Annotated in this window: 26 protein-coding genes; 16 read left to right on the top strand and 10 right to left on the bottom strand. The window is 59.2% G+C overall.

Features of this window, described 5'->3' with window-relative positions:
- Window positions 1-21: 21 nt before the first annotated feature.
- From J7416_RS03545 to dusB, 3 genes are read right to left on the bottom strand one after another with little or no spacing between them, the layout of a single operon-like run.
- Entirely contained in the window at window positions 22-1389 is a 1368-nt protein-coding gene (locus tag J7416_RS03545; protein ID WP_209223114.1) for a response regulator, read from the bottom strand.
- A 39-nt stretch (window positions 1390-1428) separates the two neighbouring features.
- A complete protein-coding gene (locus J7416_RS03540) occupies window positions 1429-2496 on the bottom strand; it encodes an ATP-binding protein (protein ID WP_209223112.1) in 1068 nt (355 codons plus the stop codon).
- Window positions 2493-3476 (bottom strand): tRNA dihydrouridine synthase DusB, encoded by a 984-nt coding sequence (dusB, locus tag J7416_RS03535; RefSeq protein WP_209223110.1) that lies wholly within the window; start codon window positions 3474-3476, stop codon window positions 2493-2495. The genes J7416_RS03540 and dusB overlap by 4 nt, the downstream gene beginning before the upstream one ends.
- A 185-nt stretch (window positions 3477-3661) precedes the next feature.
- Here dusB and J7416_RS03530 point away from each other — a divergent pair, with 185 nt between their 5' ends.
- From J7416_RS03530 to J7416_RS03505, 6 genes are all read left to right on the top strand, one after another.
- Window positions 3662-4792, top strand: a complete 1131-nt coding sequence (locus J7416_RS03530; RefSeq protein ID WP_209223108.1) for a bifunctional 2-C-methyl-D-erythritol 4-phosphate cytidylyltransferase/2-C-methyl-D-erythritol 2,4-cyclodiphosphate synthase — start codon at window positions 3662-3664, stop codon at window positions 4790-4792.
- A complete protein-coding gene (locus tag J7416_RS03525) occupies window positions 4789-5286 on the top strand; it encodes a phosphatidylglycerophosphatase A (protein ID WP_209223106.1) in 498 nt (165 codons plus the stop codon). The genes J7416_RS03530 and J7416_RS03525 overlap by 4 nt, the downstream gene beginning before the upstream one ends.
- On the top strand, window positions 5283-5747 hold the full coding sequence (locus J7416_RS03520; RefSeq protein ID WP_209223104.1) for a CinA family protein: 465 nt from the start codon (window positions 5283-5285) through the stop codon (window positions 5745-5747). The genes J7416_RS03525 and J7416_RS03520 overlap by 4 nt, the downstream gene beginning before the upstream one ends.
- Before the next feature lie 170 nt (window positions 5748-5917).
- Entirely contained in the window at window positions 5918-7099 is a 1182-nt protein-coding gene (locus J7416_RS03515; protein ID WP_209223102.1) for an ammonium transporter, read from the top strand.
- Between the two features lie 142 nt (window positions 7100-7241).
- Entirely contained in the window at window positions 7242-7922 is a 681-nt protein-coding gene (locus tag J7416_RS03510; RefSeq protein WP_209223100.1) for an orotate phosphoribosyltransferase, read from the top strand.
- A 225-nt stretch (window positions 7923-8147) separates the two neighbouring features.
- Entirely contained in the window at window positions 8148-9638 is a 1491-nt protein-coding gene (locus J7416_RS03505) for a replicative DNA helicase (protein WP_209223098.1), read from the top strand.
- 3 nt (window positions 9639-9641) lie between these two features.
- On the opposite strand, the gene J7416_RS03500 is transcribed toward J7416_RS03505, so the two are convergent.
- Window positions 9642-10181 (bottom strand): N-acetyltransferase, encoded by a 540-nt coding sequence (locus J7416_RS03500; RefSeq protein WP_209223096.1) that lies wholly within the window; start codon window positions 10179-10181, stop codon window positions 9642-9644.
- Window positions 10178-10366 carry a hypothetical protein gene (locus J7416_RS03495; RefSeq protein WP_209223094.1) on the bottom strand — a complete coding sequence of 63 codons (189 nt, stop codon included), beginning with the start codon at window positions 10364-10366 and terminating at the stop codon, window positions 10178-10180. The genes J7416_RS03500 and J7416_RS03495 overlap by 4 nt, the downstream gene beginning before the upstream one ends.
- Here J7416_RS03495 and alr point away from each other — a divergent pair.
- The 7 genes from alr (at window position 10365) to J7416_RS03460 (ending at window position 16894) form a co-directional block, all read left to right on the top strand.
- Window positions 10365-11399 carry an alanine racemase gene (gene alr, locus J7416_RS03490; protein ID WP_209223092.1) on the top strand — a complete coding sequence of 345 codons (1035 nt, stop codon included), beginning with the start codon at window positions 10365-10367 and terminating at the stop codon, window positions 11397-11399. The genes J7416_RS03495 and alr overlap by 2 nt on opposite strands.
- The gene (locus J7416_RS03485) at window positions 11396-12178 is read left to right on the top strand and encodes an ABC transporter permease (protein WP_209223090.1); all 783 of its coding nucleotides are present in this window, start codon (window positions 11396-11398) and stop codon (window positions 12176-12178) included. Before alr ends, J7416_RS03485 begins: the two co-directional genes overlap by 4 nt.
- Window positions 12175-12921, top strand: coding sequence for an ATP-binding cassette domain-containing protein (locus tag J7416_RS03480; protein ID WP_209223088.1), 747 nt, complete (start codon window positions 12175-12177; stop codon window positions 12919-12921). Before J7416_RS03485 ends, J7416_RS03480 begins: the two co-directional genes overlap by 4 nt.
- A 446-nt stretch (window positions 12922-13367) precedes the next feature.
- Window positions 13368-13820, top strand: coding sequence for a paraquat-inducible protein A (locus tag J7416_RS03475; RefSeq protein WP_209223086.1), 453 nt, complete (start codon window positions 13368-13370; stop codon window positions 13818-13820).
- Window positions 13821-13967: 147 nt separating this feature from the next.
- Window positions 13968-14750, top strand: coding sequence for a DNA repair protein (locus tag J7416_RS03470; RefSeq protein WP_170424402.1), 783 nt, complete (start codon window positions 13968-13970; stop codon window positions 14748-14750).
- Window positions 14751-14871: 121 nt separating this feature from the next.
- Window positions 14872-16233, top strand: a complete 1362-nt coding sequence (radA, locus tag J7416_RS03465; protein WP_209223084.1) for a DNA repair protein RadA — start codon at window positions 14872-14874, stop codon at window positions 16231-16233.
- A 40-nt stretch (window positions 16234-16273) separates the two neighbouring features.
- Complete coding sequence (locus J7416_RS03460) at window positions 16274-16894, top strand: CvpA family protein (protein ID WP_209223082.1); 621 nt, start codon at window positions 16274-16276, stop codon at window positions 16892-16894.
- Window positions 16895-17047: 153 nt separating this feature from the next.
- On the opposite strand, the gene J7416_RS03455 is transcribed toward J7416_RS03460, so the two are convergent.
- On the bottom strand, window positions 17048-17695 hold the full coding sequence (locus J7416_RS03455) for a hemolysin III family protein (RefSeq protein ID WP_209223080.1): 648 nt from the start codon (window positions 17693-17695) through the stop codon (window positions 17048-17050).
- Between the two features lie 808 nt (window positions 17696-18503).
- Between J7416_RS03455 and purF the strand changes: the two genes are divergently transcribed.
- The 3 genes from purF to J7416_RS03440 all read left to right on the top strand — a co-directional run bounded on the left by purF (window position 18504) and on the right by J7416_RS03440 (window position 21231).
- Window positions 18504-20027, top strand: a complete 1524-nt coding sequence (gene purF, locus J7416_RS03450) for an amidophosphoribosyltransferase (protein WP_209223078.1) — start codon at window positions 18504-18506, stop codon at window positions 20025-20027.
- Window positions 20028-20296: 269 nt separating this feature from the next.
- Window positions 20297-20545 (top strand): hypothetical protein, encoded by a 249-nt coding sequence (locus J7416_RS03445; RefSeq protein WP_170424394.1) that lies wholly within the window; start codon window positions 20297-20299, stop codon window positions 20543-20545.
- Window positions 20546-20586: 41 nt separating this feature from the next.
- Window positions 20587-21231, top strand: a complete 645-nt coding sequence (locus J7416_RS03440; protein WP_209223075.1) for an SDR family NAD(P)-dependent oxidoreductase — start codon at window positions 20587-20589, stop codon at window positions 21229-21231.
- Window positions 21232-21293: 62 nt separating this feature from the next.
- Here J7416_RS03440 and J7416_RS03435 read toward each other — a convergent pair whose 3' ends face one another.
- From J7416_RS03435 to J7416_RS03420, 4 genes are all read right to left on the bottom strand, one after another.
- The gene (locus J7416_RS03435; protein ID WP_209223073.1) at window positions 21294-22136 is read right to left on the bottom strand and encodes an ATP-binding protein; all 843 of its coding nucleotides are present in this window, start codon (window positions 22134-22136) and stop codon (window positions 21294-21296) included.
- Window positions 22137-22249: 113 nt separating this feature from the next.
- Complete coding sequence (gene tatC, locus J7416_RS03430) at window positions 22250-23125, bottom strand: twin-arginine translocase subunit TatC (protein ID WP_209223071.1); 876 nt, start codon at window positions 23123-23125, stop codon at window positions 22250-22252.
- Window positions 23122-23580 (bottom strand): Sec-independent protein translocase protein TatB, encoded by a 459-nt coding sequence (gene tatB / locus J7416_RS03425; RefSeq protein WP_209223069.1) that lies wholly within the window; start codon window positions 23578-23580, stop codon window positions 23122-23124. The genes tatC and tatB overlap by 4 nt, the downstream gene beginning before the upstream one ends.
- Before the next feature lie 6 nt (window positions 23581-23586).
- Window positions 23587-23802 carry a twin-arginine translocase TatA/TatE family subunit gene (locus J7416_RS03420; RefSeq protein ID WP_209223067.1) on the bottom strand — a complete coding sequence of 72 codons (216 nt, stop codon included), beginning with the start codon at window positions 23800-23802 and terminating at the stop codon, window positions 23587-23589.
- Window positions 23803-23893: the final 91 nt, after the last annotated feature.

Genomic DNA, 23893 nt, shown 5'->3' with positions numbered 1-23893 from the left:
GCCACGCTTTGTGTGGCCATATTACATCAGTTTGCGGCGTCGTGTCACCTGAATATCGAGATCGGTGATTTTTTTGCGAAGCGTATTCCTGTTGATCCCGAGCAAATCGGCACATTTCGCCTGATTTCCGCCGGTTGCGTCCAATGCCTGTTCGATCAAGGGGGCCTCAACCTCGCGCAGGATGCGCTGATAGAGGCCCGGCGGTGGCAATAAATTGCCATGCAGATCGAAATAGCGGCGCAAATGGCGGGCGACTGACGCCGAGAGTTTTTCGCGCTCACCGTCCCCCAGAACCGGTTCCGCTTCGGGTTGGCTGCCCAACACCATCTCGACCTCGGATTTCGAGATCTCTTCGGCGCGGCTGGTCAAGCTCAGGCGGCGGATCGCGTTTTCCAGTTGCCGGACGTTGCCGGGCCACGAATACCGCCGGACCAACTCCACCGCCTCGGGGCTAAGCCAGCGCTTCGTGCCGTGTTCACGCTCTTCCCGCGCCAGAAAGTGGTCGGCCAGCAAGGTGATATCATCCACACGCTCGCGCAGAGCCGGAACATGGATCGTTGCGCCGCACAGACGGTAATACAGGTCCTGACGCACCCGTCCGCTCTCCATCGCTTCGGTCAGATCCGACTGGCTGGTCGCCATGAAGCGCGGGACATGGTCGCCGGGTGTGTCCATCATACGGACGATCCGGGCCTGAATCTCATCCTCGATATCGGCGATCTCATCAATCAGCAGCGTGCCACCACGCACACGGGCCATGATGCGCGCCGGGCCTTCCAAATCGCGCAGATCGCCTGCGGTCGCAGTTACGAAGGGCAGCGTGCGCCGATCCGAGAAGTCATGAATAGCGCGCGCGATCAAAGACTTACCGGTGCCACTTTCACCCGAAATCATCACCGACAGGTCAGTATTCATCACCCGCGCAACCAGACGATACAAGGCCTGCATCCCCGGCGTGCGGCCAACCAGCGGCAATTCTTCAGGGCGATCTTCGACCGGGGCAGCGGCTTCGCTCTGGACACGCTGTTTCTGCTCTAACGCCCGTGCGGTGCGCTTCATCAGATCCGGCAGGTCGAACGGTTTGGGCAGATAATCGTAGGCGTCGGCTTCAGCGGCCTGAATGGCCGTCATGATCGTATTCTGGGCCGAGATCACGATCACCGGCAGCCCCGGACGGTCCTGCGCGATCTTGGGCAGCATCTCAAGCCCGTTGCCGTCCGGCATGACCACGTCTGAGATGACGACATCGCCTTTACCTTCGCCGACCCAGCGCATCAGCGTCGTCAGGGATGAGGTCGCATGCACCTTGCACCCGGCCCGAGTCAGGGCCTGGGTCAGAACGGTTCGGATCGTGCGGTCGTCGTCTGCGACCAGTACTGTGCCATCCATCGGGTGCTCTCCTTACTTATCTCTGCTCGGCTGCCCGTCTCAGTTTGCGTCGCGCGGCGCGCGTCTGAGGGACAGGCGGAATACTGTGTGGCCCGGAACCGACTCGGCCGAAATCCAGCCGTCGTGGTCCGAGATGATTTTGCTAACCAGCGCCAGCCCAAGGCCGGTGCCGTTGTCCTTGCCGGAAACGAACGGGTCGAAGATGTCACTGCGAATTTTGTCCGGCAGACCGGGGCCGTCGTCGATGATCTCGATCTGAAGCGGCAGCGAATGCCCCGACCCGTCACTGCGGCGCAGGCGGAATGAATGCTCGAAATAGGTGCGCAGGCGAATGGTTCCGCCCTTGTCACCGGCCGCCTCGGACGCGTTCTTGAGCAGGTTCAACACCACCTGCAGCAACTGATCCGGGTCTCCAAAAGCCAGCGGCAGTGAGGGGTCGTAATCCTCGATGATCGTCATATGAGCGCCGAAGCCTAACAAGGCCGAACGGCGCGCACGGTCCAGAACATCATGAATGTTGACCGGTTTGAAATCGGGCTGAGACAAGTTTCCGAACTGCTCGACCTGCTCCAGCAGCTTTACGATCCGGCGGCTTTCGGCAACGATTAAATCTGTAAGCTCAAGGTCTTGCTGGCTGATATTCATACTCAACAGCTGTGCTGCCCCGGTGATCCCGGCCAGCGGGTTTTTGATCTCGTGCGCCAGCATTTCCGCCATGCCGATGGCCGACTGTGCCGCCGATTTAACGGTATTGCCCCGCGTCATCCGCCCGGCCAGTTCACGTGGCGACATCGTCATGATCATGAACCCGGGATGCCCCAGCAGCGGCGCGATCTGCAGCGCGCATTGCAACGGCGCGCGATTTCCCGAACCCACATCGACATCGTTCACGAACAGTGGTGTCCCTTGCTGCCGCGCGCGCAGGAAGGCCTCTTCCAATGGCGCATCCACGGCGATCTGATCCCAGACCGGGTGGCCAACGACCGCTTTGCGGGATGCGTTCAGGAACCCCTCGCCAGCCGAGTTCACATCCGTGATCCTATCATCGGCATCGATGATAAAGGCCGGAACAGGCAGCGATGCCCAGATGCTCTGATCCGAGGTCATGCCGCTGCCTCCGCATCGCCACTGAGCGCATCGCCTAACAAACGCATCACCTCTGCTGTGTCGCGCGAGGTCAGAACTGCGCGGCGCAAGGTGGGTGGGGTGCCGGCCTCATCCATGTACCAACCCAAATGCTTGCGAGCCACGCGCAGCCCAAGATCGCTGCCGTAGAAGGCCAGCATAGCCTCGTAGTGACCCCGCACCATGTCGATCAGGTCGCCAATGGCGGGAATGACCGGAGCATCCGCGCCGTACAAGTCGTGACAGATCTGGGCCAGCAGCCACGGCTTTCCCTGCGCCCCGCGGCCCACCATGACGCCATCTGCGGCTGACTGATCCAGCGCTTTGCGCGCCGCGCGTGTATCCACGATGTCCCCGTTCGCAATGACTGGTATTGAGACCGCATCTTTCACCGCCCGGATCGCCTGCCAATCGGCATGGCCTTTGTAGAACTGGCACCGCGTCCGCCCATGGATGGTCACCATGCAGATCCCGGCGTCTTGCGCCCGTCGCGCCACATCCGGCGCGTTCAGCAAGTTGTCGTCCCAGCCCAAACGGGTTTTCAACGTCACCGGAACATCGACCGCCTCGACCACCGCCTCGATCAGTGTCAGAGCGTGGTCCGGCGTTTTCAACAAAGCTGACCCCGAATAGCCGTTCGTTACCTTTTTGGCCGGGCACCCCATGTTGATGTCGATGACCCGTGCGCCGCGATCGGCGACCTGACGGGCAGCCTCGGCCATCCAATGCGCTTCGCGCCCCGCGAGCTGAACGGCCGTGTTCTCGACATCTGCCGACAGCTCTGCCCGCTCGCGCACGCCGGGTTTGGCCTGAACCATTTCCTGGCTGGCGACCATTTCGCTCACGACCATGCCCGCGCCAAAGCGCATCACCAGATCACGGAATGGCCGATCGGTGATTCCGGCCATCGGCGCCAGCATGACTGGCGGGTTCAGGGTTTTGTCAGCGAGTTGCAGGGTCAACGTGCTTAATCCTTGGGCAGTTGCGACTTAGATATCGAATTCGCGGCATATGAACAACAAAACGGCAGGAAACAAGCCTGCAAAATCATCACGTGCTTAATTTTTAGGCAGCATTACGCGGGTGATTGCCACTGCATTCACCGCAGCTTAAACACTGCGCTCAAATCACCGGAGATTTCGCCCTCATGACCACCGCCGCCATCATCGTCGCCGCAGGACGCGGGCTGCGCGCCGGAGGGGGGATGCCAAAGCAGTGGCGGCCCTTGGCAGGACGCCGTGTAGCCGATTGGACTCTCGACAGGTTTCGCGGTCAGGTCGACCATATCGTGCTGGTGCTGTCTGACGAGGATCAGACCGCTTGGGATGAGTTCTCCGGAACCGATCTGATTTTGACCGCCGGCGGCAATGATCGCGCCGGTTCTGTCCGCAACGGTTTGGCGGCGTTGGAGGGCCTAGAGGTCGAGCAGGTTCTGATTCACGACGTTGCCCGCCCCTGCGTCTCTGGCGAAACAATTCAGAACGTTCTGAAGGCGCTTTCAACGCATGACGCGGCCGCACCCGGGCTGTCCGTGACGGATGCACTCTGGACTGGGGACGGCGCGGTTGTCACAGGAACGCAAGATCGCGGCGGCCTGTTTGCGGCGCAAACCCCGCAGGGATTTTGCTATGAAGCGATTGTCGCGGCCCATGCGGCCCACCCGGGTGGTGCGGCGGATGATGTCGAGGTCGCCCGCACCGCAGGTCTGGACGTGGCCATCGTGGCTGGCGCCGCGGACAACATTAAAATCACCCGGCCCGAGGATTTTGCCCGGGCGGAACGGATATTGGGAAATCACATGGATGTAAGACTGGGCAACGGCTATGACGTGCACCGTTTTGGCGACGGCGATCACGTGGTCCTGTGCGGCGTGAAGGTGCCGCATGATCGCGGGCTGCAAGGCCATTCCGACGCGGATGTTGGCATGCACGCAGTCACCGATGCGATCTATGGCGCGTTGGCGCAGGGCGATATCGGCCAGCACTTTCCCCCGTCTGACCCGCAATGGAAAGGCGCGGCCAGCGAGACCTTTCTGCGCCACGCGGTCGAGCTGGCCGGGCAGATGGGCTATGGCATCTCGAATGTCGATTGCACGCTGGTCTGCGAATATCCCAAGATCGGCCCCCATGCGCCCGCCATGCGCGAGGAATTAGCCCGTATCATGGGACTGCGCGCAGATCAGGTCTCGATCAAGGCGACCACCTCGGAACGGTTAGGCTTTACCGGGCGCGGCGAAGGGATTGCGTCACTGGCCACAGCCTGCCTGGTGAAATCATGACCGCCGCGCGCCTGATTGGCACCGTCTGCGGCGTGGGTTACCTGCGCCCCGCCCCAGGCACCTGGGGATCGCTGGCCGCGCTGCCACTGGCCTGGGTCCTGCACACGCTGGGCGGATTTCCCCTGTTGGTTATCGCCACGATCGCCGTGTTTTTTGGCGGTCTATGGGCGACCAAGGTCATGACCGCCGGGCAGGACGACCATGACCCCTCGGAAATCGTGATCGATGAGGTCGCCGGGCAGTTTATTGCGCTCTGGGCGATCTCTTACCCCTCTTGGGCGCATGGGATTGAGATCACAGCGCTTTGGCCCGGTTGGATCGCGGGCTTCCTGCTGTTCCGCCTGTTCGACATCACCAAACCCGGCCCTGTCGGCTGGGCGGACCGCAAGGGCGACGCGATTGGGGTTATGCTGGATGATGTAATTGCAGGCGTATTTGCTGGGATCGGCGTGCTAATCCTGGCCGGTATCTCGCACGGAGTTCTGGGTCTATGAATGTCGCCGATCTGCTAGACCGCGCCAAGGCGCAGGGCGTGATGATCGCCACCGCCGAAAGCTGCACCGGCGGCATGGTCGCCGCCGCGCTGACGGATATTCCCGGCAGCTCGGCCGTGGTGGATCGGGGCTTTGTCACCTACACGAACGAAGCCAAGCAGCAGATGCTGGGCGTAAGTGCCGATACGCTGGACGCGCACGGAGCTGTGTCAGAAGAGGTCGCGCACGAAATGGCAGACGGAGCGCTGAAAAATTCAGGTGCACAACTGACAGTGTCCATCACCGGCATTGCAGGCCCCGGTGGATCAGAGTTCAAGCCCGAAGGCCGCGTATGCTTTGGGCTGGCTGTCGAAGGGCTGCAAACGGTCACCGAAACCATCGAATTCGGCGCATTGGGCCGCGATAAGGTCCGCCTGGCCGCCCGCGACCACGCGTTGGAACTGCTGTCGCGCAACCTTTAAACAATTGCACAAAATTAAAGCACACAGCGCCTTTGGCCGCACATTTAATCACCGGTTGGCAAAAAGCCCTTAAAATAAGCACTCTACTCGGCGGTTGCCTCTTTTTTCCCCGCCCCCTCTCCGCTTGAACGCCCCACGCAAGTGGAAGACGCCTAAAAGGAGACCGGCTGATGAATGGAGCCGATACCGCCTGGATCATAGTTGCAACCGCACTGGTCCTTTTCATGACATTGCCGGGCCTTGCCCTGTTCTATGGCGGCCTCGTGCGCGCCCGCAACGTGCTGAGCGTATTCATGCACTGTTTCTCAATCGCCTGTTTGATGAGCATTCTGTGGCTGGTCGCAGGCTATTCTATCGCGTTTGGCGACGGCGGTTCGGGCCTGTGGGGCGGTTTGGGCAAAGCCTTTCTGAATGGCGTCGATGCCGACAGCCTGTCGGGCAACCTGCCCGAGATCCTGTTCTTTGCCTTCCAGATGACATTCGCAATCATCACCCCCGCCCTGATCGTTGGTGCCTATGTGGAACGCGTGGGCTTTGGGTTCGTGCTGACGTTCTCGGGCCTTTGGATGCTGCTGTGCTATGCGCCGGTCGTCCATTGGATCTGGGGCGGCGGTATTCTGACCGATGGTGGTATTCTGGGTGAGGTCGGCGTGCGCGATTTCGCAGGCGGAATCGTGGTGCACGAAACCGCAGGTCTGGCCGCCCTGATCATTGCCATTGTTCTGGGCCCGCGCCGCAATCGTACGACCCCGCCGCACAACCCAGGCTTTGTGATGATCGGTGCCGCGATGCTGTGGGTCGGCTGGTTCGGCTTTAACGGCGGCTCGCAGTTGGCCGCTGACGGAGGCGCCGCGATGGCGATGACCGTCACCCATATCTCTGCCGCGACCGCATCGCTAACATGGGCACTCTACGAACGGATCAAGTATGGCAAGGCCTCGATGGTCGGTCTGGTCACCGGGACGATTGCCGGTCTGGCCTCGATCACCCCAGCTTCGGGCTATGTCGATCCGGTTCAGGCACTGATCATCGGTGCTGTTGCGGGTGTGCTGTGCCAAGAAGCGGTCAACGTGATCCGAAACGTTTTCAAGATCGACGACACGCTGGACGTGTTCGCCGTGCACGGCGTCGGCGGCATCTTTGGCACCATCATGATCGCTGTCTTTGGTCTGGGTGCGTGGACGGCGCAAATCGGTGGGCTCGTTATCGTCGGTGCGTTTACGGCAGTTGTCACATTTGTGTTGATCAAGGTGGTTGCGCTGATCACGCCGCTTCGCGTAGATGCGGAAACTGAGACAAACGGGCTCGATCTGTCGGTACACGGCGAACGGGCATACGACATGAGCAGCTAAGCCCACCTTGGCTGCGCATCGCCCGAAAGGGCGCAAAGCGGACCTGTCGCGGGTCCGCTTTTCTTTTGTGCGCAACCCTCTCGACTCTGGGCCAAGGGACAGGCTATCAGCCCGCAATGCCATTTAGCCCAGAGGTACCGTTATGATCCCCAGCTCCTTCCCCGATAGCACCGAAATCGCCCGCCTGACTGCACGGATGCTGCTGGAGATCAAGGCCGTACATTTCAATTCCCGTGAACCGTTCACGCTGGCCAGCGGCCTGCCCAGCCCGACCTATATCGACTGCCGTAAGCTGATTTCATACCCGCGCATCCGCTCGACCCTGATGGATTTCCTGACGGTCACCGTGATGCGCAATGCAGGGTTTGAGGCATTCGACAACATCGCCGGCGGCGAGACTGCTGGTATCCCCTTTGCGGCCATGGTTGCAGAACGCATGGCGCTGCCCATGACCTATGTGCGCAAAAAGCCCAAAGGCTATGGCCGCAACGCCCGGATCGAAGGCGCGATGAGCGAGGGCGAGCGCGTCCTGCTGGTCGAAGACCTGACCACGGATGGGGGTTCGAAGCTGTCTTTCGTGGATGCAATCCGGGAAACCGGCGCCACCTGCGGCCACACGGCGGTGATCTTCTACTACGGCATCTTCCCCGAAACGGAAAAGACGCTGGGCGACCACGGTGTGCAGCTGCACCACCTGTGCACCTGGTGGGACGTTCTGGCCGAAGCCAAGGCGCAAAAAGCCTTTGATCAGGAAACACTTGAGGGTGTCGAGGCCTTCCTGAACGACCCCCGCGGATGGCAGGAAGCCAATAAATCCACGTAAACCTCCTGTGGACGAATTGGGGATAAGCGCCAAAGAATCGGAACAAGGGCTACGATATCTGGTGACTTTTCCCTCAACTCCTACATAATAAGCGAAGCATGCACAGGTATCCAAACTATCCGGAAAGTTATCCCAAGGCCTTACCCGAACTTAACCACAGGTATTTCCAGATAGCTTGTTAGCGCAAATCGCGTGTAAAACCTCGGAACGGGCAGCGGGGACAAAATGAACGAGATAAGCAGCATCGAGCAGGCAGCGGCGCAGATTCAGAACGCCGAAACCATGCCGCATTCCATTGAGGCTGAACAGCAGCTTCTGGGTGCGATTCTGACCAACAACGATCTGTATGACCGGGTCGCTTCGATCATCGGGGCCGAGCATTTCTATGACCCGGTCCATGCCCGCATTTACGAGGTCGCGGCCAATCGCATCGCCAAGAATGCGCTGGCCTCGCCCGTTACGCTGAAATCTTTCATGGCCGAGGACGAAGGCCTGAAGGAACTGGGTGGTCCGGCTTATCTGGTCAAACTGGCCGGTGCCTCGATCAGTGCGTTCGCGGTGCATGACTACGCCCAGATGATCTATGACCTCGCCATCCGGCGCGAGTTGATCCGGCTGGGCCGCGACATCTCGGACAAGGCGGCGCGGGTTGATGTCAGCAGCGAGCCAAAAGAACAAATCGTCGAGGCCGAGCAACAGCTTTATCAGTTATCCGAGCAGGGCCAGACCGAACAAGGATTTCAATCCTTCCTCAAGGCGGTCACAGAAGCCGTCAACGTCACTAACGAAGCGTACCAGCGCGGTGGTGGCATGGCGGGGATTTCCACCGGTCTGGCCGACTTGGACAAACAGCTTGGCGGCCTGCACCCGTCCGACCTAATCATCCTTGCCGGTCGCCCCTCGATGGGGAAAACGTCGCTGGCGACTAACGTCGCGTTCAACGTGGCCAAGGCCTACAAGCGCGGCACCAAGCCGGACGGTTCTGAGGGCGCAATTGATGGGGGCGTGGTCGGGTTCTTCTCGCTGGAAATGAGCGCCGAGCAGCTTGCGGGCCGTGTTCTGGCCGAAGCGTCGGAGATTTCATCGCATAAGATACGTCAAGGTGACATGACCGAGTCCGAGTTCCGCCGCTTCGTGGATGCCGCCAAAGAGCTGGAAGCCTGCCCGCTGTTCATCGACGACACCCCGGCCCTGCCAATCTCGCAGCTTGCCGCGCGGGCGCGCCGGTTGAAACGGACGCACGGGCTGGACCTGCTGGTCATCGACTACCTACAGCTTTGCCGTGGTATGTCCGACAACCGGGTGAATGAAATCGCCGAGATTTCGATGGGCATGAAAGCCATTGCCAAGGAACTGAATATTCCTGTCATCGCGCTTTCGCAGCTGTCACGTCAGGTGGAAAGCCGAGACGACAAGCGCCCGCAACTGTCCGACCTGCGGGAATCGGGCTCGATCGAACAGGACGCCGATGTGGTGATGTTCGTGTTCCGCGAGGAATACTACAAGGAACGCGAAAAGCCCGGCGATCACGAGCTGGAAAAGATGGAAGAGTGGAAGCAGGCTATGGAGCGCCTGCACGGCAAGGCCGAAGTTATTGTCGGCAAGCAACGTCACGGTCCCATCGGCACGGTTGAGCTCTCGTTCGAGGCGCAATTCACCCGCTTCGGAAACTTAGTCAAACCCTGGCAGCAGGGTGGCGAGATCGAAGGCTACTAACCCCTACCAAAGCTCTGGTTTGTTGAAAGCTTCGACACAATGGGACGGCCCCTTGAAGGGTGCCGTCTCGGTCTCAGTCAGAGCTTGTCCCAACCACCCGTGCGGGTGGCTCAGAGGCATTGGGGCCGGAGCGAAATCCTCAGAGATCGGCACAAACCCGGATCTGCCATAATAAGCCGGATCGCCGTAGGTCACGACATAGTCGACATTCGCGCTGCGCAACCCTTCCAGACCAAACCTGATCAATTTCTGCCCAACCCCTGATTTCTGGCGATCTGTGCGCACCGCGACCGGTGACATCAGAAAAACCTGTCGTGTATCCTGCTCAAAGCGCAGACGCGAAAACAGTATACATCCCAACACCTTAGGTCCATCTTGGGAAATCGCGGCCTGCAGATCATCCTCGGGCGTATTTGATAGCAGATCGGATACCAGGGCCCCAATCACTTTGCCCTCATCTTCACCTTCCGAGTCCGAAAACACCTGCTGGAACAGCTTGGGCAGCGAGTCGCGCCACTGCGGGATTTCTGCGCTAAATTTCATCGTTCGCCCTGTCGGTCCGGCATCTGTAAAACCTCAATTTTGATACTCGCGCGCGTGGACACAACCTCTTTTTCGCCAATGGCTTGCAAGACAGGCCGGAACTTGCCCATGTTCGTGCCGAAGTTTGCAATAATCGTCGCTTCCCCTCTTGACCTGCCGCGATCCAATGTCATGAACGGTGCCATGAGTACCGCACGTTTGACGATCAACCTTCAGGCGCTGGCCAGCAACTGGCGGGCGCTGGATGCAAAAACCGAAGTCGAGACCGGCGCCGTGGTCAAGGCCGACGCCTATGGGCTTGGGGCCGAACCGGTGTCTGCGACCTTGGCCGATGAAGGTGTTCGCAAGTTCTTTGTCGCCGTCGCCGAAGAAGGCGTCGCCGTGCGCAAGGCCATCGGCCCCGGTCCGATGATTGCCGTATTCTCGGGCCATATGGAAGGCGACACTGATCTGCTGCGCGATCACGATCTGACGCCGCTGATCAACTCGCCTGAACAATTCCTGCGCCATCAGCAGGCCCTGCCCGATCACCCTTTTGGGATCCAGTTGGACAGCGGCATGAACCGACTTGGGCTTGAGCCCGCCGATTGGGCCGAACTGCGCCCGAAGGCCGAGGCGCTGACCCCTGCTGTTGTGATGTCTCACCTGGCTTGCTCGGATGAGCCCGATCATCCGATGAACCGCCAGCAACTGAAAACCTTTCGCGAGATGACCGATGGTACCACTGCGCCCCGGTCGCTGGCCGCCACAGGTGGTACGCTGCTTGGGCCTGAATTCCACTTTGATTTTTGCCGCCCCGGCGTCGGCCTTTATGGCGGCATGCCATTTTCCGAGGCAAAGCCCGTCGTGTCAGCCGACCTGCCGGTTGTTCAGGTTCGCCCTGTCGAGGTCGGTGAAACGGTCGGATACGGCAACAGCTGGACCGCGCGCCGCCCGTCGCGCATTGCAACAGTCGCCGCTGGTTATGCCGATGGCCTGCACCGTGCTATTGGCGGTGGTATCGACGCCTTTTCAGGTGGCAAGCCCTGCCCTGTTGTCGGGCGCATCTCGATGGACCTGATCACTGTCGACGTGACCGACCTGCCTGAAGACCCCGAACGGCTGCGCATTCTGAACGGCCATCAAACGGTCGACGATCTGGCCGAAGCGGCGGGCACAATCGGGTATGAGATCCTGACCTCATTGGGCGCACGCTATTCCCGAGGTTACGTGGAATGAACCCTTTGGCCGCGCTGGGTGGGTTGGGCCGCGCTGTCCTGTCCCTGCTTGCCACATTCGGCAAGGTCGGAATTTTTGCGGTGGACGCGATCTCACACATCTTTCGCCCGCCGTTCTACCCGCGCGAGTTCTTCGTGGCCCTGATGAATGTGGGCTGGCTATCCCTGCCGGTCGTGGGTCTAACCGCCATCTTTACCGGTGGTGCCTTGGCACTGCAGATTTATGCAGGCGGCGCACGTTTCAACGCCGAGGCCGTAGTGCCCCAGATCGTCGCAATCGGGATGGTGCGCGAGCTTGGGCCGGTGCTGGTTGGCCTGATGATTGCTGCGCGTGTGACCTCGTCCATTGCTGCTGAGATTGCGACGATGAAAGTGACCGAGCAGATTGACGCGCTGGTCACCCTGTCGACCCACCCGATGAAGTATCTGACCGCCCCGCGTGTACTGGCCGCCTTGATCACCGTCCCCCTGCTGGTCGGGATCGGAGACGTCATCGGCATCGCCGGTGGCTATGTGGTGGCGACCGAAAACCTGGGGTTCAACGCGGCAACCTATCTGCAGAACACCGTCAATTTCCTTGAAACCAAAGACATCGTGTCGTCTTTGGTCAAAGGCGCGGCCTTCGGCCTGATCGCGGCCATCATGGGCTGTTACTACGGCATGAATTCCGGCCGCGGCGCACAAGGCGTGGGTCGGGCCACCAAATCCTCGGTCGAATCCGCCGCGATCATGATCCTGGCCGCCAACTTCATTCTTACAGGGGTATTCTTCTCGGTATGATCAGAATGGAGAACGTAACGAAAGCTTTTGGCGACAATCAGGTTCTGCAGGGCATGAATCTTGAGATCCCCAAGGGCACGTCAATGGTCATCATCGGAGGCTCGGGCACCGGGAAATCCGTGGCTTTGAAGTGCATTCTGGGCCTGATTAAACCCGACAGCGGCATGATCTATGTCGATGGCAAAGACGCCACCAAAGGCGACCGAGATGCCTTTCTGGCCCGTTTCGGGATGCTCTTCCAGGGTGCTGCGTTGTTCGACTCTCTGCCTGTCTGGCAGAACGTTTCGTTCCGTCTGCTGCGCGGGCCATTGAAGCGCCCCGCTGAATATGCGCGTGAGATCGCGATTGAGAAACTGCGCCGCGTGGGTCTGAAATCCGACGTGGCCGACCGCTTTCCGTCCGAGCTGTCCGGCGGGATGCAAAAACGCGTGGGCCTTGCCCGCGCCATCGCCGCCGAGCCTGAGATCATCTTTTTCGACGAACCCACAACCGGGTTGGACCCGATCATGTCCGGCGTCATCAACGACCTGATCCGCGAAATCGTGACCGAGATGGGCGCCACAGCAATGACCATCACCCACGACATGAGCTCTGTCCGCGCGATTGCCGACAACGTCGCTATGCTGCACGGAGGCGTCATCCAATGGACCGGCCCGGTCAGCCAGATGGACGCCTCGGGCGATCCCTATGTTGAGCAATTCATCAGTGGCAGTGCCGAGGGGCCGATTGAGGCGGTGCGGTAATTCCAAACCTATCGGCGGGAGCGCTACGTCAAGCTTGTGGGTCGTGGTCCGGTTTTTTCCGCTTTGAAAATTCGACCACGCCTCTTACGAACATGATTATTGCAATCAGCGGAGTGACCCATACCGCCACGGGTATAATGGCGCTAGATCGGCTGTCCAAATAGAACTCTGGTTGCGCAGTAACGTAGTAGATAAAGACAATCTCGCAAACGACCATCACTATCAAGAAATAGAACATTCACAGTCCCGGGCATTCACGACAAAACCGAAATATGTCTGTAATGCTGGGCATGCTGAACACTCGATCTTTCATGTTGCTGTTTGGTTTTTCTAGTCTTTTTGATTTCAATTCAAGTAGACTGTTCAGTTAAACTTTAGTCTCTCTTGGAAAGCCATTTCCAGCTCAAGTGTCTAATATTGAGTATCGCACAAAGTAGCCCTTTTTCATGATCCTCCGCCTCGCCACCCTCTCCCTTCTGATCCTATACCCCATCGCATGGTTCGCCCCGCTGATGCGCGCGGGTCTGCTGCCGATCTTCGGCCTCAGCGAGATCAGCGTCATCACCGGGCTCCAGTCGCTGTGGAAGTCGGACATCTTCTTGGCGCTGGTGGTCACTGTCTTCGCCCTCTTCGCGCCGTATATCAAAACCATCGGCACCGCCCTGATCCAATGGGACCTGCTGGATGCCCGCGTTCAGCCTGCCCTGAACATCCTCGGCAAACTGGCGATGGCCGACATTTTCCTGATCGCGCTCTACATCACATTGGCCAAGGGGATCTCCTACGCGACCATCGAAACGGCGTGGGGATTGTACCTGTTCACGGCCTGCATTCTGGCCTCGATCGCGTTGGGCCACATTACCGAAATGACACGCAGTTCACGAAATCCTCAGAGCTAATTGATTGAAAACGCTTATCTGAGTATCATCTTTATATTTCGAGCAGTAAATATTTGTAGTTTCGGTCCTAAGCGGATCATTCTGTGTGTTTTAGATGTTCCCCGCTTTGGGCTGGTTTGTACCGGTTATCAAAGGAGTTCGTCTAGCATGACTGCCCTCCACAACATTACATTGCAATTTCAGAATGCCTTTTTAAGACTGACTTTTTTCCTCATATGCACTGCAGCGCTCTTCTCGGTCGGTGCGTGCCTTCTGTCCGCTTTGGGGGTCTTGCCCTGGCTATCGATGCAGGCCGGATTCGGCTCTGGTCCCGTGGTCGATGCGGGCATGTACATCCAGATCGGTTTGACCGTACTGATTCTCATGCTGGCCTTCTACCTGCCCGCAAATGCCAGGATGATGGCCCTTGAAACGTCTCATCGTAAGTTCTCGCTGAACATGCACGACGTGGCACAAGCCTATCAGCTGGCTCACGCCGCCGATCGGGGCGATACGTTTCTGCTGTCGTCCGAGTTTGATGCGGTCAAGGAACGAATGGCCTTTCTGCGCCATCACCCAGACCTGCAATCGCTGGAGCCCGAGATCCTTGAGCTGGCGGCCCAGATGAGCCATCTCAGCCACGAACTGGCCGAGACCTATGGCGACGCCCGTGTGAACCGCGCCCGGATGTTCCTGCAGCAGCGGCAGGAAGAGATTGAGCTGTTCCAGCAACGCATCGAAGAAGCGCAGGTCATCCAGCATGAATTGCGCCAGTGGACCCAGGATATCGAGATGGAGGAAACCATCGCGAAATCGCAACTAACCCGTCTTCGGGACGAGCTGTTCGAGCTGCTGCCGGAACTGTCGGCCCAACTGCAACCGCTCGCCGACGAGCGCGATCCAAAGAAATCGCGCGTTGTCGCGATGTCCCCGCCCCGCGCTGCAGAATAGGCGCGTCAGCGCCCGTCGCGCACGATGGCCCACCGGGCCCGAGGGCGCGACGCGCCACCGGCGGAGATGAAAGTCTCGCAAGGGCTTGAAGAACCGCCCGTCCTCGGGCACGAATTGCGCCATGGCAAAGACGACTTTCTCCTGCTCGGCCTGTGGCGCAACGCATACCCGATGGTCCGGGCGGTGTGATTCCTGCGGTGAATGGAACACCATCACGCAAGACGTGCCCCTTTCGGCTGGCCCCGCAAAAAAATCCCTCGGCGGCAAACGCGGCCAGTCCATCTCACTCACGGACCTGTCGACCGAGGAAACGCCCCCACCCCGCACCCTCTGCGGCGTAGAAGAGTTGGACCGCGTTTTGGGTGGCGGTCTGGTTCCGGCCTCGGCCCTTCTGGTCGGAGGCGATCCGGGGATCGGCAAGTCAACACTGCTGTTGCAGGCCGCTGCGCGGTTTGCTCGTGCTGGCGTCAAGACAATCTATGTCTCCGGCGAAGAAGCCAGCGCGCAGGTCCGCATGCGCGCCCGGCGCCTGGGGCTCGAGGATGCACCGGTTCAACTGGCGGCGGAAACCAATCTGCGCGACATCCTGACGACGCTTGAGGCCGAAAAGCCTGGCCTCGCAATTATCGACTCGATCCAGACCATGTGGGCCGACAATGTCGACAGCGCTCCGGGCTCTGTGTCACAAGTGCGGGCCGCGGCGCATGAATTGACCACGTTTGCGAAACGACACGGCGTCTCGGTCATCATGGTCGGCCACGTCACAAAGGAAGGCCAAATCGCCGGCCCGCGCGTGGTCGAACATATGGTCGACACAGTGCTTTATTTCGAAGGCGAACGGGGCCACCAGTTCCGCATCCTGCGCGCTGTAAAGAACCGTTTCGGCCCGGCGGACGAAATCGGCGTGTTCGAGATGACCGGCAAGGGTCTGGCGCAGGTCACCAACCCCTCGGCCCTGTTTTTGTCGGAACGTGGCTCACCCAGCCCCGGATCGGCCGTTTTTGCCGGAATTGAAGGCACACGGCCTGTTCTGGTGGAGTTGCAGGCGCTTGTCGCCCCTTCGCCCCATTCACAGCCCCGCCGGACCGTTGTGGGCTGGGACAGTGGACGGTTGGCGATGATCCTCGCCGTGCTCGAAGCACGCTGCGGCATCCCCTTTGCAGGGCTCGACGTCTATCTGAACGTCGCCGGAGGGCTCAAAATCGGTGAACCCGCCGCGGACCTCGCGGTTGCCGCAGCGTTACTCAGCGCGCGCGAAGACACCGCCCTGCCCGCAGACACGGTGGTTTTCGGAGAAATCTCGTTATCTGGGGCACTTAGACCCGCCCCGCAGACCGAAAACAGGTTGAAAGAAGCCCAAAAACTTGGTTTCACATCGGCAATCGCTCCGGCCGGTGGCAAAACCGGTACTGTGGCAGGTCTGACACTCACCCGACCCTCTGATTTGGTTGGGTTTGTTGGCGAAACCTTCGGAGCAGGTTAGAGTCGCGCCTTGAGGGGCAGAAAAAGAACAGGCGAGGGCCATGGAAGGTTTTACAATTATTGACGGGGTCGTTGCCCTGATCATCGTCGTGTCAGGCATTCTCGCCTACTCACGCGGTTTCTTACGAGAGGTTCTGGCCATTGCAGGCTGGGTCGCAGCCGCAGTGCTGGCCTTCATCTTTGCACCACAGGCGGTTCCGCTGGTGAAAGAGATCCCGGTGGTCGGAGATTTCCTGCGCGACAGCTGCGAACTTTCGGTCATTACGGGCTTTGCCGCCGTTTTCGCGGTGGCCTTGATTATCGTCAGCATCTTTACCCCCCTGTTCTCATCGCTGGTTCAGCGCTCGGCGCTGGGTGGGCTAGATCAGGCTCTGGGCTTTTTCTTCGGCATTGCACGCGGCATCCTGCTGGTTGCGATCGCGTTCTTTGTCTACGACACCGTGATGACCGGTCAGCCTTATACGATCGTGGACGAAAGCCGCTCGGCCAAGGTGTTCGAACAGTTCAGCGATCGGATCGAAGAACAAAACCCCGAGGCGGCCTTGGGTTGGGTGACACGCCAGTACGAAGAGCTGGTCGCCAGCTGCACCGAAGGTTCGGCACCTTCGGAAGAGCTGACAACACCGACCACAACGGAAACAGCACCTACCACAACGGAATAAGAAAAAAGCCCGGCATCAGCCGGGCTTTTTTACCGCAGCAGGGCGAAGTCATGCTGCACAGAATGTCTGCTTGCAGTCCAAAGCAGACCTATTGCTCCACTACAATATCGAACAAACCGTTTGCGAAGCAGTCATTCCTTGCCTCTGGAAAACCTACCATTGCGTGGACAGCGCTATCCATATGCCCGCGAACATCAGCGCTCCGCCAATATTGACCCAAGTATGCCAAACAGCATACCGGTAAGGCACAGTTTTTTGGGCGTAAAACACCGTTCCAATGACGTAGGCGGCAGAGCCCGCCAAGATGCACCACAATGTCGTAACAGGTAAATTCGTGAGGTCAGGAAGGGCACTCAACCCAATTGCGCCCAGCCCCAGGTAGGAGGCGGTTGACCATCGTGACTTGACCGTTTCATTGGTGATCTTGTTCCAGACGGCCACCGCTGTCAGCCCCCAGCAAATCCACAGCAAGGTCATCGTCCATGTCGTGCCTGCCAAGACGAAAAAAGGTGTGAAAGTACCCGAAATGCTGGGGTAGATCGCGGCGTGATCAATGCGCCGCATCAGTTTGCGCCCGTGGTGCCACGTGGAAAAGTGATAGGCGACGGATGCCAGATTGGAGGACAGCGCGCAAAGTACGTAAACCACGACCGCAAGAACCAGCTTTGGTTCGAGACCTAGGATTGATTTATAAAGAAGCACTCCACCGGCCGTTAGGATCGCCACCAGCCCGATCGCATGGACGGCAATGTCGGCATGGCGGTGCGACTGGACAGGGCTTGGATATGTCGTTTCCGTCATTTTGGTTCCAGGCAAAGGTTTGTCTGGCGCTACATCCAGACACGCCGAGTGTCCATGCTTCCGGCGCGTCAAATCTTGCCGTTAAGTCATATGCTGCTCGGTCCGTAGATCGGCCACTGGGTCAAGAATGTTGAGGGTCGGGCCCACATACCGCAATTGCGGGCGCTGAGTGGGTTCAGATCATCTCACTCCGATGTTCAGGAACTTGCGACGATCCACCTGGGGTCAGACAAACCCCTCACCTCCGCACACCGTACATCGGATTGTTTTCAAGCCGAAACAGCCATCGCACCGACCCATGATTGGCTTCCCATGGATGTCGCGGCTTTTAATGACCTCGCCTGCCCCGTTACAGATTGGACACGGCGCACGTCCCATACCCCTGCATCGGTGACACCGGCGCTTTACGGGTTCTTCCTTTTTTGTTCCTTGCTTGTGTTGCCACATGGCGTAAATCCACCAGAACCTTTGTCATTACTGCAAAACCTGTCACTTTTGTTATGACATCACACGCGGACCGCTCATGTCACGTTTTCAAATGCATTTTGGTCAAAAACACATGCGTCAAATTGCAAATGTGATCCTTTGATGACACAGGCGCAGTTAGGCATTATGTGAGTGCCGAACTGACATGGAATCGGAGCCGCCGATCTTGCTGTATCTGTTTTCTTTCGCGCTCGCCCTTGTGGCTCTGGCGCGCGTGCACCGCCAAGTGGTCGGGCGACAACACGCACAGTTACAGTATTTCAGCCAGCCCGACCTGCAAAGCTCATCACAATAAACACGTCGTAGAGATTGGAGCCCGTATATGTGTGGCATTTTGGGGATTGCGAGCAGGACGCACGATGTCTTTGCGGAGCTCTATGACGGGCTGCTGATGCTGCAGCACCGGGGTCAGGACGCCTCGGGGATCGTCACCTTTAACGGTGAGTTCTTTCGCGAGAAAAAGGCCAACGGACTGGTCAAGGATGTGTTCAACGCTCAGGACGCCGAGACTCTTTTGGGTAAGGTCGGCATGGGGCATGTGCGTTACCCCACCGCCGGATCGCTCAGCGCGGCCGAGGCGCAGCCGTTCTTTGTAAACGCGCCTTATGGAATCTATCTGGTCCATAACGGCAACATCACGAACACGGCCGAACAGCGTGAGAAAGTTACCGCAAAATATAGCCGCCATCTGCGTACTACGTCGGATTCGGAAATCCTGCTGAACGTGCTGGCCGACAAAGTGGCCGATGCGATCAAGGTGAATGGCAATGCCGAGCCGATCCGCAACATCTTTGCTGGTGTAAAGATGACGATGGAACGGGTTCAGGGTGCCTATTCGGTGATCTGTCTGGTCGCAGGCGTTGGCATGCTGGCGTTCCGCGACCCCTATGGCATTCGCCCTCTGTCGGTGGCCAAGCGCGATGTGGATGGTGAAGGCGATGACTATGCCTTTGCTTCCGAAGATGTGGCCTTCGGTATCAACGGCTTTGAAAAGCTGCGCGATGTGAAACCCGGTGAGGCCATCCTGATCGATCTGGACGGCAACATGCACACGTTCCAGGCGGTCGAAGGGCAGCTGACCCCGTGCATCTTTGAATATGTTTACCTCGCCCGTCCGGACTCGCTGTTGGACGGTGTTTCAGTCTACAAAACGCAAATGCGGATGGGGCAGACGCTGGCCCGCCAGATCGAGGCTGCGGGGCTAGAGATCGACCGCATCATCCCCGTACCGGACAGCGCCCGCCCCGTCGCGCTTGAGGTCGCCAAGGCGACAGGCATTCCTTATCGCGAAGGTCTGGTCAAGAACCGCTATGTCGGCCGCACCTTCATCATGCCCGGCCAGGAAGAGCGACAGAAATCCGTGCGCCGCAAGCTAAACGCTGTACCCCTGGAGTTCAAAGGTCATAACGTGCTGCTGATCGACGACTCGATCGTGCGGGGTAACACGATCAAGAAGATCGTGCAGATGTGCCGCGAAGCCGGAGCAAAAAAGGTGTTCATCGCCAGCGCCTCACCCCCAGTGAAGTTTCCGAACGTCTACGGCATCGACATGCCCACCAAGCATGAACTGATCGCCAATGGCAAAGAGATCGAAGAAATCCGGCAGGAACTGGGCGCGGATGCCTTGTTCTATCAGAACCTTGACGACCTGATCTGGTCGGCCAAGGAAGGCAACCCCGAGATCGAAGCCTTTGACTGCTCGTGCTTTGACGGCAACTACATCACGGGCAGTGTCAGCGAAGGGTATCTGGACAGTCTGGAAAACAGCAGCCGGGTCAGCAAAAAGCGGCAGGATATGCAAGTTCCGGGCGGGTCGTGGAACGGGGCCAAACTGGCCTCTGGCTAACAAAAACGCACCGAATCAAACTTGGTTCCAGACCCGTATCGCAACAGAGGTGCGGGTCTTTTTTCGGCATTCAACGCGCAGCACCGGTTGGTTTCCGCGCACAACTTTTCGATGAAGAAACCGCAATCGCAAGGGGTTCGACAGCGCGACTTCCGGCGTGAAGCACGCCACTGCCGCCGCCCCTTTTGTTCCGGGATCTGGTTTGATAGCCCCTGTGCCGAACCACTCATAAAACAAGGGGCCGGACCGCTTTGGTCGGGCCGGATTTCATGTCGAACGCCACCGTCAAAAGCGCGGCCACGCAGAAGGGCGCGTTGAAGAAGAATTCCGTTTCCGTCCTTGGTGTCTTTGGGCCCAAAGCCAATATGCGGGCCCTTATGCGCCTGTCCTCGGGCCGGGTCAAAGAGGTTAAGCCGGGCAGTCGGGTCTCGTCCGGCACTGTGATCGCCATCGATGAAGAAGGCATCATGCTGCGACAAAGCGGCCAGACACGTCGGATCGCAATCCCCGGCAGCTAAACTGCCTTGACGCCCTGCGCGCATGGGTTCAAACCGCCCCTATGACCGATCAGACCAAAATTGCCCTCATCACCGGGGCCTCGCGCGGTTTGGGTGCTGCCCTGGCCGAAGCATTGGCACCCGAGTATCACATCGTCGCCGTTGCCCGCACCACCGGCGGGCTGGAAGAGCTGGACGACCGTATCAAAGCCAAAGGCGGTGCGGCGACCCTTGCGCCCATGGACATCGCGGACCCGAACGCCATGGCCACCCTGTGTCGCGGGATCCACGATCGCTGGGGCAAAGTTGATCTGTGGATGCACACTGCGGTCCACGCCTCGGCCCTGACGCCTGTGCATTTCGTCGATCCGAAGGAATGGACAAAGGCCGTGAACATCAACGCGACCGCCACGTCTGTTCTGATCCCGTACGTCGCCCCCCTGTTGGGCGAGAGCGGCCATGCGGTGTTTTTCGACGACCCCAAGGCGGGTGAGAAATTCTATGGCATCTATGGTGCGACCAAGGCCGCGCAATTGGCGCTGGCGCGCAGCTGGGCGTTGGAGACCGAGCGCACCGGTCCACGTGTCTCGGTCGTAGAACCCGCGCCTATGCCCACAGCTGTGCGCGCGCGTTTCCATCCCGGTGAGGATCGTGATGTGCTGACCAGCCCCGCGGACGAGGCCGCGCGCATACTGGCGCTGCTGTAAAGGATGGCCCTGACGGGCCATGCCTCCGGCGGGGATATTTTTGGCCAGATGAAGCGAGCGGATTACGCGATATGCACCCCGTTCCGCCCGGCCAGATCAACGAAGAATTGCCATGCGACCCGGCCTGAGCGCGCTCCGCGTGTGGCCTGCCATTCGATGGCTTCGGCGCGTAGCGTTTCCGCATCGACGGATACGTCATATGCTGCGCAATAGCGGTCAATCATGGCCAGGTATTCGTCCTGATCGCACGGGTGAAACCCCAGCCAGAGGCCGAAACGGTCGGACAGAGAGACTTTCTCCTCAACAGCTTCGGACGGGTTGATCGCGCTGGACCGTTCGTTTTCGATCATGTCCCGCGGCATCAGGTGGCGGCGGTTTGAGGTGGCGTAGAACACGACATTCTCGGGCCGGCCTTCGATGCCGCCATCCAGCACCGCCTTGAGCGACTTGTAGTGCTGATCGTCGTGGCTGAACGACAGGTCATCGCAGAATAGGATGAACCGGTGCGGCGCGGCGCGCAGATGGTTCAGCAGGCGCGCGACCGAGCCCATATCCTCGCGTTGCAGTTCCACCAGTTTGAGGTCGGGGTGGTCGGCCTGCAACGTGCCGTGTACGGCTTTGACGAGGCTGGACTTGCCCATGCCGCGCGCGCCCCACAAAAGCGCGTTGTTGGCCTTGTACCCGGCGGCAAAGCGACGCGTGTTGTCCAGCAACGTATCGCGGGATCGGTTGATGCCAACCAGCAGGTCTAGATCGACGCGATTGACCTGAGCGACCGGTTCCAGCCGATCAGGTTCAACGTGCCAAACGAAAGCCGGGGCAGCCCCGAAATCCGGCGCGGCCAAAGGGGCCGGAGCCATACGGTCCAGAGCATCAGCGATACGGTTCAGGGCTAGGTCGTCCATGGGTGCCTCCGGGAGTTTTGGAGTTCAAACCATGTTCCGGCTGGCGCAACAAGAGCTTGGCATGAAAAAGGCGCGCCCGTTGGGGCACGCCTGATGTTCAAGGGTCGCAGAGGTTACTTGCCCTCTTCTTCGCGAATGATTTCTTCATCCGCTTCTTCCTCATCATCATAGTAGCCGTCGGCGCGCAGTTGCTTTTCGCGCTTTCTTTCAACTCGTGCGACCAGGAAGATCGACACTTCGTAAAGGCCGTAGACCACGACAAACAGGATGATCTGCGTGATCACGTCAGGCGGTGTCACCAGCGCGGCCAGCACAAGGATGGCAACGACCGCATACTTGCGGACAGATCCAAGACCTTCAGCCGAGACCAGCCCGGCCTTGCCCATCAGGGTCAGCAACACGGGCAGTTGAAAACACAGACCAAAGGCAACGATGAACTTGATCGTCAGGTTCAGATATTCTTGTGCGGACCCCTGGAACACCACGCTCAGCGGCGCTGCGGTTGTGCCTTCGGTTACTGCCTCTCCTTCAGCTCCAAACTGCTGGAACCCCAGGAAAAAGTCATAGGCCAGAGGTGTGACGACGTAGAAGGCAAAGCTTGCACCCAGCAGGAACATAAACGGCGAAGCCACCATGAACGGCAGGAACGCGTTCTTCTCAGAGCGGTAAAGACCCGGTGCCACGAACCGCCACATCTGCATCCCGATATAGGGGAAAGCCAGGATGAAACCGCCCAGCAGTGAGACCTTGATTGCGACAAAGAAACCCTCTTGCGGCGAGATAAAGATCAGATCGCAATCCTGTCCGCGTTCAGCCAGCACGTCACACAAAGGATGGGTGAGAAAGTTGAAGATCGGCGTGGCCACTGTAAAGCAAATGATCATGCCGATCAGGAACGCCACAACGCAGTGAATGAGCCGCGTGCGCAGTTCCGCCAGATGCTCGATCAGCGGGGCTGAGCTGTCTTCGATCTCGTCGGTCTTGGTCATGTTTTACTTTCAGTATTCAGCGCGGCCTCGGCCTCTTCAGCCTTGGCCAGTGCATCCGCAGCTTCCTTGGCCTTGCGCTCGGCTGCTGCGCGGGCGGTCGAGGCCTGAATCTTCTTGGCCTGCTCGGCGCGTTCTGCCGCCAGTTTGCCGGTCTCGCTATCGGGATCGAACTTGGTCGGGTCGATGCTTGTGGCCATGTCCTGTGCGGCTTTCTTCACACCATCCATGGCGGTGTTCACAGGGTTGGTTGCCGCATTCAGACCTTGCTTGATCTCGTTCACGCCAGCCTGATCCGCTGCCTCGTTCATGGCGCTGCTGAATTCGCGCGCCATGCCGCGGGCCTTGCCGACCCAGCGGCCGACATTTCGGAACAGCACCGGCAGGTCCTTTGGCCCGACAACAATCAGGGCAACGATGCCGATGACCAGAAGCTCGGTCCAGCCCAGATCAAACATCTGCGCTTAGGCCTTGTCTTTGTCGGTCTCAGGCGTGACGTCTTTCGCCACGTCGGCTGCGTCCTGCTCCAACTCGTCCGCGCCTTCTTTCACGCCCTTTTTGAACGAAGTGATGCCCTTGCCCACTTCGCCCATCAACGAGCTGATTTTACCGCGGCCAAACAGCACCAGCACCACAACGGCGATCAGCAGAAGACCGGGAAGGCCGATATTGTTGAGCATGTCTTATCTCCTTTGAAATCGGCGCACCGCACCGGGAATGTCATCTGCCCGTGTGTTTACGCCTGTGCGCGTCAACGCAAAAGCATGTCGC

Source organism: Ruegeria sp. R14_0, from assembly GCF_017743975.1.
Classification (GTDB): Bacteria; Pseudomonadota; Alphaproteobacteria; order Rhodobacterales; family Rhodobacteraceae; genus Ruegeria.
This window is presented reverse-complemented; position numbering and strand designations above follow the sequence as displayed.